General features: G+C 29.3%; 9 protein-coding genes. 4 read left to right on the forward strand and 5 right to left on the reverse strand.

Annotated features, from left to right (window positions below; translation table 11 throughout):
• The first annotated feature begins 12 nt into the window (after positions 1-12).
• Positions 13-1,248 carry a [FeFe] hydrogenase H-cluster maturation GTPase HydF gene (hydF, locus tag L1S47_RS20090; protein WP_238886798.1) on the forward strand — a complete coding sequence of 412 codons (1,236 nt, stop codon included), beginning with the start codon at positions 13-15 and terminating at the stop codon, positions 1,246-1,248.
• A gap of 37 nt (positions 1,249-1,285) precedes the next feature.
• Here the strand turns inward: hydF and L1S47_RS20095 are convergent, their stop codons facing one another.
• The 4 genes from L1S47_RS20095 to L1S47_RS20110 form a co-directional block, all read right to left on the reverse strand.
• A complete protein-coding gene (locus L1S47_RS20095) occupies positions 1,286-2,557 on the reverse strand; it encodes an aspartate aminotransferase family protein (RefSeq protein ID WP_238886800.1) in 1,272 nt (423 codons plus the stop codon).
• Between the two features lie 11 nt (positions 2,558-2,568).
• Positions 2,569-4,503 (reverse strand): U32 family peptidase, encoded by a 1,935-nt coding sequence (locus L1S47_RS20100; RefSeq protein ID WP_238886802.1) that lies wholly within the window; start codon positions 4,501-4,503, stop codon positions 2,569-2,571.
• Positions 4,504-4,534: 31 nt separating this feature from the next.
• Positions 4,535-5,257: a phosphatase gene (locus L1S47_RS20105; RefSeq protein ID WP_238886804.1), complete on the reverse strand. Its 723-nt coding sequence runs from the start codon at positions 5,255-5,257 to the stop codon at positions 4,535-4,537.
• Between the two features lie 324 nt (positions 5,258-5,581).
• Entirely contained in the window at positions 5,582-6,484 is a 903-nt protein-coding gene (locus L1S47_RS20110) for an SDR family oxidoreductase (RefSeq protein ID WP_238886806.1), read from the reverse strand.
• Between the two features lie 199 nt (positions 6,485-6,683).
• Between L1S47_RS20110 and L1S47_RS20115 the strand changes: the two genes are divergently transcribed.
• The 3 genes from L1S47_RS20115 to L1S47_RS20125 all read left to right on the forward strand — a co-directional run bounded on the left by L1S47_RS20115 (position 6,684) and on the right by L1S47_RS20125 (position 9,597).
• Positions 6,684-7,034 carry a hypothetical protein gene (locus L1S47_RS20115; RefSeq protein WP_238886809.1) on the forward strand — a complete coding sequence of 117 codons (351 nt, stop codon included), beginning with the start codon at positions 6,684-6,686 and terminating at the stop codon, positions 7,032-7,034.
• Between the two features lie 92 nt (positions 7,035-7,126).
• On the forward strand, positions 7,127-7,813 hold the full coding sequence (locus L1S47_RS20120) for a PHP domain-containing protein (protein ID WP_238886811.1): 687 nt from the start codon (positions 7,127-7,129) through the stop codon (positions 7,811-7,813).
• Between the two features lie 161 nt (positions 7,814-7,974).
• Positions 7,975-9,597 (forward strand): hypothetical protein, encoded by a 1,623-nt coding sequence (locus tag L1S47_RS20125; protein ID WP_238886813.1) that lies wholly within the window; start codon positions 7,975-7,977, stop codon positions 9,595-9,597.
• A gap of 47 nt (positions 9,598-9,644) precedes the next feature.
• Here the strand turns inward: L1S47_RS20125 and L1S47_RS20130 are convergent, their stop codons facing one another.
• Positions 9,645-11,843 (reverse strand): diguanylate cyclase domain-containing protein, encoded by a 2,199-nt coding sequence (locus tag L1S47_RS20130; protein ID WP_238886816.1) that lies wholly within the window; start codon positions 11,841-11,843, stop codon positions 9,645-9,647.
• Positions 11,844-12,173 lie beyond the last annotated feature (330 nt).

Consider the following 12,173-nt stretch of genomic DNA (forward strand, 5'->3'; position numbering starts at 1 on the left):
GAGAGTAATAATATGAGTTTAAATTCAACACCTAGATCAGAAAGAGTACATATAGCCCTTTTTGGTAAAAGAAATGCGGGTAAATCAAGTATAATAAATGCAATAACAGAGCAAGAAATTTCTATTGTTTCAGAATTCAAGGGAACCACTACAGACCCAGTATATAAGTCTATTGAAATACTTCCCATAGGGCCTTGCGTAATTATTGATACTGCAGGTTTAGATGATGAAGGGGAGCTAGGAGAATTAAGAAAAAAGAAAACTTTAGAAGTTTTAGATAAAACTGATGTAGCACTAGTTGTAGTAGATGGATTAGTTGGGGTCACAGAATATGATATAAAAATAGTAAAGGAAATAAAAGAAAAGAATATACCAATATTAGGGGTACTTAATAAAATAGATTCTAATGATTCTTATACAGATATGGCTCAAGATATGGCTAGAAAACTTTCAATACAAGTTGTTCCAGCTTCAGCAGTGGCTAAAAAAGGAATTAAAGAAATAAAAAATAAAATAATTTCTCTATTACCACAAGAGGAAGATAAATTTAAGATAGTTGGTGACTTAATTAACCCAGGAGATTTAGTTGTTTTGGTTACACCTATCGATAAAGCAGCACCAAAAGGAAGATTAATTTTACCACAGCAGCAAACTATAAGAGATATTTTAGAAAGTGATGCTATAGCAATAGTTACCAAAGAGTATGAGTTGAAGCAGACTTTAGAAAGTTTAGGAAGAAAACCTAAATTGGTTATAACAGATTCTCAAGTATTTCTAAAAGTTTCTGCAGATACGCCAAAGGATATAATGTTAACTTCATTCTCTATATTATTTGCAAGATATAAGGGTGATCTTGTTGAGATGGTTAAGGGAATTAAAGCCATAAAGAATCTTAAAGATGGAGATAAGGTGTTAGTTTCTGAAGGATGTACTCACCACAAGCAAGCTGATGATATAGGAAGAGTTAAGATACCTAGATGGTTAAGACAAATAACTGGTAAGGAATTAACTTTTGAGTATTCTTCTGGAATGGTATTTACTGACGATGTTAAACAGTATTCATTAATTGTACATTGTGGTGGATGTATGCTTAATAGGACTGCAATGTGCTCAAGAATTAATGATGCAAAGGAGTATGATGTTCCAATAGTGAATTATGGAATGTTAATTGCATATGTACAAGGTATATTAGAAAGAGCATTAGAACCATTTCCAATGGCTAAACTTGAATATGAAGAATTAGAGTAGTATATGAAAAAGGTGCGAAGCAAATGCTTCGCACCTTTTAATTTATTTTTTTAAATACAGTTTCTAGGCCTAATATCATAGAATCAATATCATCTTTAGTAATAACTAATGGCGGTTGAAATGCTACAACATCTCTGTTTAATCCATTTTTACCTATTAAGAATCCAAGATCCTTCATTTCCTCTAGTATGATATCCGTAATTTCAGCTGAATTAAGAGCTTCATTATTTGATTGAATTTGTAGACCTAACATAAGTCCTATACCTCTAACTTCTTGTATAAGTGGAGAAGTTAGGCTTTCAAGTTTATGTCTTAAATAGTCACCCAATTCCTCTGATCTTTGAACTAATGAGTTTTTTTCAATATAGTTAAGAACACTTAAAGCAGTATAGGCTGTTACAGGGGTTCCTCCTAGTGTAGAAGCAGAAGGTTTATTAAAGGACTTAGCAATCTCATCAGTGGTTGAGAATGTTGAAATAGGAACTCCATTTCCCAAAGCCTTTGCAGTAACTATGATGTCAGGAATAACATCATAGTGCTCAATACAGAACATTTTACCAGTACGTCCATAGCCAGTTTGAACTTCATCAACTATTAAGAGTACATTATATTTCTCTAATAATTTTTTTGCTTCTTCTATATAATTTAGAGGATATAATATTATTCCACCATTTCCTTGTAGTGGCTCTAATATCATTGCAGCAATTTTGTCTCCATGGTTCTTCAAAACTTCTTCAAGTTCTGCTAAGGACTTCTTCATAGCAATTTCATAACTAGTAGTGCTAGAATATGGTCTTTCAATAAAAAAGATATTTTCTTTAATTAGATTATCATCTAATCTCCACATTGGTATCCCAGTAACGCTTAGAGTTAAGTGAGTTCTTCCATGAAGACCACCAGTTAAAGCTATAAATCCAGATTTTTTAGTATGAAGTCTTGCTAGTGCCATGGCACCTTCATTAGCTTCAGAACCAGTAGCACAGAAGAAGGTTCTCTTAATATCTCCAGGAAGTATGTTTGAAAGTTTCTCCGCAAGATCGACCATTGGTTGAGTTAAATATAATGTGCAAGTATGTTGTAATGCACTTAATTGCTCAATTGTGTCCTTAAGTATTTCTGGATTTGAATGGCCACAATTCATTACTGATACACCTGAAAAGAAATCTACATATTTTTTATTATTTTCATCAAACAGATATTGCATTGAGCCTTTTACTATTTGAGGTGGATTATTATAGAAGTTTGCAGTTGCGGGAAACATGTAATCTTTTCTTTTTTTTAGTATATTATCAGGTCCAATATAATTCATAATTTTACTCCTTATAAAATTGTTTTAAAAGACAAGGCTCCTAAAGTAAGGCCTGCCCTAACTGGCTGTAAACCTAAGAATAATTCATCGCATTTTGATTTATCTTCTATTGCTTGTTTATAAACTTTAATTATATTTTCTAATTCGCTAATAGAATAGGTTTGTCCCTCGATTCTAAAACTTAGCGGTTTATCGAAATTTAAGCTTTTTAAGACTGGTAATAAACAAAGTTCCTTTGAAGTAAATAAATGATTCTTTCCATTCTGATCTATATATACAGGATTTTCACCTTTATCCGTCATTAATACTAAGATATTATTATCAACGTATTTATTATCAGCTTTCTCAGCTGGCTCTAATGCATCTATATTCTCATAAACATTATGATCTAAATACATAACTCTCATAGGTCCATGAACAATTAATTCTAAGGAATCATTAGAGGAACTTATAAATCTTCCAATTTCATTATTCTTAGCTTCAAAAGATAATGTGAATTCATTAACTCCTAAATTCTTATATAATTCAACTGCCTTATTATTATAAATATTTAAATTGTAGTTTGTAATTAATGGGTACTTATTTGCATATTTTCTTATGGCACCTAGATTAGATACTAGAAGACCATCAAAAAGATGACCTTGATTTGATAAATATTGATCAATAATATCAAATTGAAGCTCATTCATCATTTGAGGCAAATCAAGATATATCTTTGTATTATTTTTATTACTTACTAAATCATTTAACTGCTCAAGAGTAATAAATTTATCTGGACATAAAACTTCACTAGGAAGATAGATTCTATCCACACCCAGTTCCAAACATAATTTAGCTTGTTCATAATTATTTACTTTTACCGATAGCTTGTGTTTAGAAGTGGTATTTGAAGTGTAGCTGCTCAATTCTGATAAAACCTCGTTAATAGCCTTGTCAGTTATTTTTGGTTCTTCAGTTGGCGAAGAGAATACTTTGCCAGTAGAATAGAACTTACCAGTACCTTCATAACGTGTATTTATAAAATCTAATCCTGGTCTACCAAAAGCATATGCAGTAGTAAAATCTCTTTTTCTGCCTTCAAATAATTCTTCAGCATGCTTCTTTCTATTAAAGCCTAAAGGATCCTCTATATATCTATCAATAGCTTCTCCATAAATATTTATTAAATTAACAATAAAGTCAGCATCCCTCATTCTTCCTTCTATCTTAAAGGATGTTATACATGATTCAATAAGTTCAGGGATATGTTCATACATATACATATCTTTAGCAGCTAAAGGATATTCAGTAGGGTAGACATTACCATCTTTTTTTACTTTATAAGACCATCTGCATGGCTTAAAGCATCTACCACGATTTGAACTATTTCCTAAGACTACTGAACTATAATAGCAATTAGCTCCGTTAACTGTACACATATCGCCATGCATAAAGTACTCTGTTTCTATACCAGTTTCGTTTTGTAAGTGTTTAGCTGTTTTAAGATCCATTTCTCTGGATAAAACGACTCTGGATACGCCTAAATCTTTTAAAGCTTCAACCATTTCTATATTATGTACATTCATCATAACAGAAGAATGTATTTCAAAGTTCTTTAAATTATGCTCTTTGCAAATTTGTATAATTGCAAGGTCTTGAACGATGATTCCATCTACAGCAATATCATTTAAATATGTAAGGTATTCTATTGCTTCATCAATTTCAGAATCGTTAAGCATATTATTTACAGTCACATAAAGCTTTTTCTGAACCTCATGAGCTAGATTTAAAGCTTCCTTAACCTCTTCATCAGAAAAGTTATAACCCTTACGCATCATTCTCATATTTAGTGATTTACCACCAATGTAAATTGCATCGCAATTTGAATTTACAACGCTTTTGAATATTTCCATATTGCCAGCAGGTGCTAATAATTCTATTTTCTTGCCGTTAAAAAATCTTGCCATAATTCCTCCTAAAGTATAACTCTTGTATTAATTATATATCTTTTCCTTTTTCTCTAAGAAAATCTAAAAATGCAGACTTACTACTATTAATTATTAATTCTTCAGGCATATCTATATCCTTAAGAATTTCTATAGCAGCATCAAAATTTCCTATATGAAAACATGAGTGAGCATCACTATTTAAAATTATTCTAACACCATGTTCCTTACATAAACTAGCAATTTTTGTACAGGTTTTGTCACTACCAATTCTTGATCTAATAAAGGAACTATTATTTATTTCAATCAATATGTTCTTTTCTTTTGCTTTTTTTACTAAAGCTTCTTCATGTATTGGAAATCTAGGATTTCCTGGGTGACCGATTATATGTACATTGGGATTATCCATTGCGTTTAAGAATGCAGAGGTATTTAGGTCTGCATCATCACTGGATTGCATCACTGGTTCATGAATACTTGCAATAATAATATCTAAGTTTTTCTGTACGTCCATAGGTAGGTCTAAATTTCCATCATAATCTATAATATTTGCTTCAGAACCATAAAGCATTGTTACACCAAAAAGTTCTCTTGGCATTATTTTTATGTTACCAAAATACCATTCATGTGGAGCCCCTGGCATTGTAGGACCATGATCAGTCGTACCTAAAAGTTGAAGGCCTATTTCGCTAGCGTATTTTGCATTTTCTAACAATGTAGTATAAGCATGGCCACTAGCTACAGTATGGGTATGCATATCGAGAATATATTTCATATCTTCAAACTCCTTCCGAAATAATAAATTTTAACTAACCTTATTATATATTAAAAATTGTACTTTTAGAGGTTAATTCACAATTTATACATATCTTTAAATGAAATAATGTGAAAACAAAAGAAATATATAGTATATGAAACTTAATGAATGCACATTACTCATTATAGCAATTTATGATTGCAAATCATAAATAAATGTATTATTTTTATAAAAACTACAATTTTTTAATAAATTTGAGCTACTATAATTGAAAGCATATCTAATAATATATTAATTATTAGATATGCTTTCTGTAGTGTACATATATTTACTTAGTAGTTATTAAGAACTTGTATATCCGCCACCATCAACATGTAGTATCTGACCAGTTACAAAACTAGAATCATCAGATGCCAAATAAACATAAGCTGGAGCTAACTCTACTGGTTGACCAGCTCTCTTCATAGATGTATCATCTAGACCAAATGTAGAAACATAATCAGCTGAATAACTGGATACTATTAATGGAGTCCATATTGGACCAGGAGCAACTCCATTTACTCTAATACCTTTTTCCACTAGGTTAAGTGCAAGTGATCTAGTGAAAGTTACAATTGCTCCTTTGGTTGAAGAGTAATCTATAAGAAGCTTATTTCCTTTATAAGCTGTTATAGAAGCAGTATTTATTATAGAACTTCCACTTTTAAGATATGGTAGAGCAGCTTTGGTAACGTGAAAAAGAGGAAAAATATTAGTTCTAAAGGTGTTTTCTAATTGCTCTGTTGTAATATCCTCCAAGCTGTTTTGGGGAAATTGAACACCTGCATTGTTTACAAGTATATCTAAGTGGCCAAAAGTTGAAATTGTTGTTTCAACAATCTCCTTACAGAAGCTTTCATCTTTTAAGTCTCCAGAAATTAATATGCATTTTCTGCCTTGCCCCTCAACGAGGGCTTTTGTAGCTTCGGCATCAACATGCTCATATAAGTACACAATTGCTATATCTGCCCCTTCTTTAGCAAAGGCTAGAGAAACTGCCCTTCCAATTCCACTGTCTCCTCCAGTAATTAGCGCAACTTTATCTTTTAGTTTACCACTACCTAAGTAGTGAGGATTATCAAAAATTGGCTTAGGATACATAAGTGCTTCAATGCCAGGTTGCACTGGTTGATGTTGAGGTGGAAAAGTTTTAGGCTCATTTTTACATTCAACAGAATATCCGAAATAAGGATAAGAATTAAACATTTATATCCTCCCTTAAATATTTCAATATAAGTATATGTTTCTTATTAAGTCAGAGTGAATATTTGTGTTATACTGTATCATAGGGTTTTTTATAGGAAACTTAATTTATTTCTCACAAATAAGTTATGAGTTGAACTTAAAACCCTATAAGCATGTAATTATAAAAACCATTAATAACAATATAGGATAGGTATTTAGAATGAAAGAAGATAAAGTTAAAGTAATAGATTTAGCTAATGAATTAGGAATATTTCTTAAGGTTGTTACTTCAGTGAAGGCTTTTGAAAATTATAATAGTTTTTTTAATATTTATGATCAATTTGATGAGCCTTGCAGAAGAATTGTTGTATTAACTCCTTTTAATGAATTAGAGGAGGTAAATGACGAAAATCCTGATAAGGATATATTAAAAGGTGAATTAATTGAAGGTAATGTATGGTTAGAAGAGTATCCTTTGTTAGTAAGTCCTAAGGATATCTTGATTGATAAAATAGAAATAGCAAAGGAACTTGCAGAAAAGATAAGAAAGATGTTTTTGAAAAGTCAATAAATAGAGTAAATATGTCATAGAAATTAAGATGAAACATTTTTATTGAAGTATAAATATAATATATAGATAATCATGAAATATAGAGGAAAAATATGTACACAAAAGGAGACTTTCATATCCATAGTACATTTTCAGATGGAGATTATTCGCCAACAGAACTTGTAGTTATGGCAAAAGAAAAGGGCTTAGATATAATTTCTATAACTGATCATAATAGCATTGATGGGGTTGATGAAGCTATAAATCGAGGGAAATTAGAGGGTGTCAAAGTTATTCCAGGAATTGAGCTTTCTACAAGATTCAGAGGGAAAAAAGTCCATGTTTTAGGATATTTTAATGAAGAAATCCTTAAAAATAGTAACTTTAAGAAGGTATTAGAATATGTAAGAAGTAAAGATGTTTTATCATTACAGCAGTTACTTGATTTCGAAGTTAAATTTGATGATGAAAGCATCAAAAATAAAATTTATACTAATTCAGGAATAAAGTTATTGAAATATTTTGGAGGGGTAGCAGTTCTTGCTCACCCAATAAAAATTAAAAATGAAATAGTTAGTGATATACTTAACTTAGATTTTAATGGAATTGAAGCAGTGTATTGGAAAAACTCCAAAATAGATAATGAATATTTTAGAAGTATAGCAAGAGAAAAGGGATGTTTTTATACTGCAGGCTCTGATTTTCATTCAGATAAGAGGGTAGACAAACGACATGGAAAACTGGGAGAGGTATTTCTTAATAAAGAAGAAATTGAAAACTTTATAAATATAATAGAGTGATTATAGGTAGTTCACCCGTGGAAACAGAAGCTTAGGCTTCTGTTTTTTTTACTTATTTAATTTATAGTTTTCACATAATTCTGCGACAATGTTACCACAGATTTTCCGAATTAATGTACTAAAATTAGTATATACTATTTGATAATAATAAGGAGGAGAAAATGGAATTTATAAGAAAGAATGTATTTAATATAATAATGATCATATCAATAATATTATCTATAGGTTTATGTGTTTATACAGTAGGGAATTATACTAAAAATACGGCTAATACCAATAATTATGCTCAAGGAAATTTTCAAGGAAGCGGAAAAAATCAAGGCAGAACGCCGCCAGATGGAAAAATGGGTAACGGAACTAATGAAAATATAAATCAAAACAATGGTGGTAATACAAATAATCAAGCTCAAAGACCACAGTTTCAAGGTGGTAATATGAATAGGGGGATGAGTTCTTCAGGAAGTAATAAGTACATATCACCAATACTTATTGCCTATATAATAGCATTTTTTGGAACATTCATAACTTTATTTACGTTTAGAAAGAGAAGAAGAGTTGCCCTTTCAGATAAGAATAAGAAAATACTTATATATGGACTATTAGCATTAGGATTATTATTGAGAATTTCACTAGGATTATATTCCCAAGGATTCATTTCTGATATTAACTTATTTAAAAATTGGGCGACTACAGCAGCTAATAATCTTACGGGGTTCTATTCAGGTTCCAGAACTAGTGATTATCCACCATTTTATATTTATATACTATTCTTAACTGGAAAGCTTGCAAGTTTGTCTACAATTAATCCTTACTTTACTTTTTTAATAAAGCTACCATCGATACTTGCAGATATTGTAACAGCATTTTTTATCTATAAAATTGGAAAGAAGTATATTAAAGAAGAATTAAGTATGTTGATTTCTATATTTTATATATTTAATCCTGCAATTTTTATTAACTCAACAATATGGGGGCAAGTAGATTCATTTTTTACAATGATAATAGTGCTTGCAGTATATTTAATGACAGAGGGAAAAATTGCATTATCTTCAGTTGTATTTACTATTGGAGTATTGATGAAGCCTCAAGGAATAATATATCTTCCAGTATTATTTTTTGAATTAGTTAGACGGAAAAGTATTAAAAGTTTTCTTGTATCTGGAATATCAGCATTAATTACAGCGTTAATTATTATACTACCATTTTCTATTACTAAAGGATTTACTTGGATAATTAATCTATTCTCAAATACAATAGGCGAGTATCCGTATGCTTCAGTAAATGGATATAATTTTTTCACTTTACTAGGTCAAAATTATACAAGTGATTCCCAGAGTTTTATCTTTTTTAGTTATCATACATGGGGAATTATTTTTATTATATTAATAACATTATTTACTTGGTTTATTTATATTAAAGGTAATAGCAAAATCATTGCGCCCCTAGCAGCACTAATACAGATTGCTGGTGTATTTACTTTCTCCACAAGTATGCATGAAAGATATCTTTTCCCGGCAGCTGCCTTAGCACTTCTAGCATATATTTATATCAAAGATAAAAGACTTCTTATCTTAGCAAGTGTATATAGTATGACAATATATTTAAATACCCAAGATGTTCTATTTAATTCAGGGAATGGTATGGGTAGCGCCCCTTCAGGATTTCTATTATTTATTACATCACTAACAAACGTTATAGCTTTCATTTATCTTGGAAAAACAGCATGGGATATAGCAGTGAAAAAGAGAACATATGAATTAGAAGAAAATAAAGAAGTAAGTTAAAATATAATTTTTAAAGACTCAATTACAAATTAGTAATTGAGTCTTTATTAAACTATAGCAATTTGATTTCTACCACGTTTTTTTGCAATATAAAGAGCAGTATCAGCCTTTTTAATAAAATCTTTAATAGTAATACTTTTATTTGGAACTATTGAAGTTACTCCAAGTGATAGTGTTACCTTGTCAGACACCTTAGAATAAGCATGAGGAATATTTTTGAATTTAACTATTTCTTGAAGATTTTCGCATAGCTCTCTAGCCTTATTTAATGAACATTCAGGCAACACGATTATAAACTCGTCTCCACCATAACGTGCAGCAAAAAAGTTTTCATTTTCAAAAGTGGACAAAATTTTAGCTATCTTAACAATACATCTATCTCCCTCTACGTGACCATAATTATCATTATATTCTTTAAAATAATCCACATCAAATAATACCAGTGAAATACGATTACCGCTTTCTAAAGTTCTATTCCATATATCCTTTAAGTAACTGTCTAATTTTCTCCTATTTGGAATTTTAGTCATGCTATCATTTTCTGACAAGAAGAGAAGCTTTTTATTTAATTCCTTAAGTTGTGCTTGTACGGCGTGAGTTTTTTCTATTTCCTTTTCTAGTTCAGAAGATTTTATTGCATTGTTAATCGCAATAGAAGCATAAGAAGACAAAGATTTTATCATCTCAATATGATAAGCAGTAAAAGCATGCTTTTCTTTACTTTGGATAGACATAATGCCTATAACTTTAGTGTTTATTATTAGCGGGCAAAATATAAGTGAGTTCAATTCTTGATCTTTTTTGTTTATTTTAAAACGATAGGTTTCTTCATCCATATGATTTAGATATTCTGAACTCATATCATTCACAATGATAAATTCTGAATTAGTAATGCATCTACTTGTAAAACTTTCATACTCAGCAATTGATAGACTAGCTTTTTTTCTTTTTTTACCGTCATCAAAAACATCTAAATAATTTACAGTGGAACTTTTTTCATCATATAAACCAATTCCTAGATATGTGAAATCTATTAGGTTTTTTATACTTGAATGAAGTATATCTATTATTTTGTTTAGATTTAAAGTTGAGGTGATTTCTTGTCCTAATTCACTTATTATTGAAATTTTCTCTATAATAGTTTGAAGTGAGTCAGATTTACTTTTTAGATTTTCATTATTAACTATCATTTCGTCCATTCGTTTTTTAATTTTTAAGTTATTAGCTAAATGATTATGAAAAGCATACAAATTTTCTTTTTCATTTTCATAATGCATTTTTGAATATTTATATGAATTTTCATAGTCTCCTAATTCACCATAAAACATGGCAAGTAAGCTAGAAGTTTCAGATATTTTTTCTGTCATATTGCTCTTTATAGCTAAAATACAAGCTTCTTTTAACTTATTTAATGCTTTATTGAAATTACCACGTTCCTTAAGATACTCAAAATAATTTATTAATACGTCAATCTTATAAAAAACAGGTGAGTGATTTTTATTAATATTTAAAGCAATATCAAAATAATCTTCTGCCTTTATAAAATCAGATTTCTTCCAATAGGATAAAGCTAGTAGCTTGTAACAATCTGATTCAGGAATTTTATAATTATATAGATTGAAATATTTTAAAGCAGTATAAGAAAGTTCAGTAGATTTATCATAATCTTCTAATAAATAGTATAGTTCACCTAAACTTAAAAGCGTTATTCCCTTAGAGAAAGAAAAGTCAAACTGCTTATCAATTTCATATGCAGTATTACAATAATTTAGGGCTTCATTATAATCCTGAAGAAATTTATAAATCTCTGAAATATTATTTAATGTTCGAACCATTGATTTTTTTGTAGAAGAATTTTCATCAAATTTTTTATTACTATCAATCAAAGCAGCAGTCTCTTCAGCTTTGCTATAAAAATCCATACTCCGATCATATTCTCCTAATTCACTAAAGATAATACCTAATTGGTTATAACAACCACATTGAAGGTCATATAATCCTTCTTTTATAAAGATATCTAATGAATAATAAGTTAAATCTATAGAGTTTTCATAGTTTCCAGTATTATAATATGCTTCTGATAAAAAGTATTTTGATATTGCGATTCCAAGTTCGTACCCAATCTTTTCTGACATTCCAAGTGTTTCATTAGCAAGGGTTAAAGTTTTTTCGTAGTTAACATATTTTATTTTATTAATTTCATGTAGAAGCAAATCGATTGAATCTCTATTAATAGTATTATTCATATACTAGCCCTCATAACCTAAATAATTTATCAATAATAAATAAGAAAAATATTATATTTAAAAATAATATATCATAACTGTGGACTTGCATACAATATTTTCCGTAAAAAAACATAATTGGTATTTTTATCAACATAAAGGATTAAAAATGAAAATAAAGAATAAATTTGTAGTATTATAAAATATTGAGAAACTAAATAAACCTAATTATTACATTAATATAAAAGCGTGGTAGCTTATTGTCGTTTTTTATATTAAAATGAAAGAAATTTTTTTTATTAATTAAAATTTATAAATATTTTTATTAAAATAAAAACACCTTAAATTTAT

Origin of the sequence: Clostridium sp. YIM B02551, assembly GCF_022324735.1 — a bacterium.
Taxonomy (GTDB): Bacteria; Bacillota; Clostridia; order Clostridiales; family Clostridiaceae; genus Clostridium_T; species Clostridium_T paridis.

Excerpts from the sequence above, each read along its gene's own strand:
- hydF (WP_238886798.1), top strand. The coding sequence starts at position 13 with ATGAGTTTAAATTCAACACCTAGATCAGAAAGAGTACATATAGCCCTT.
- L1S47_RS20095 (WP_238886800.1), bottom strand. The coding sequence starts at position 2,557 with ATGAATTATATTGGACCTGATAATATACTAAAAAAAAGAAAAGATTAC.
- L1S47_RS20100 (WP_238886802.1), bottom strand. The coding sequence starts at position 4,503 with ATGGCAAGATTTTTTAACGGCAAGAAAATAGAATTATTAGCACCTGCT.
- L1S47_RS20105 (WP_238886804.1), bottom strand. The coding sequence starts at position 5,257 with ATGAAATATATTCTCGATATGCATACCCATACTGTAGCTAGTGGCCAT.
- L1S47_RS20110 (WP_238886806.1), bottom strand. The coding sequence starts at position 6,484 with ATGTTTAATTCTTATCCTTATTTCGGATATTCTGTTGAATGTAAAAAT.
- L1S47_RS20115 (WP_238886809.1), top strand. The coding sequence starts at position 6,684 with ATGAAAGAAGATAAAGTTAAAGTAATAGATTTAGCTAATGAATTAGGA.
- L1S47_RS20120 (WP_238886811.1), top strand. The coding sequence starts at position 7,127 with ATGTACACAAAAGGAGACTTTCATATCCATAGTACATTTTCAGATGGA.
- L1S47_RS20125 (WP_238886813.1), top strand. The coding sequence starts at position 7,975 with ATGGAATTTATAAGAAAGAATGTATTTAATATAATAATGATCATATCA.
- L1S47_RS20130 (WP_238886816.1), bottom strand. The coding sequence starts at position 11,843 with ATGAATAATACTATTAATAGAGATTCAATCGATTTGCTTCTACATGAA.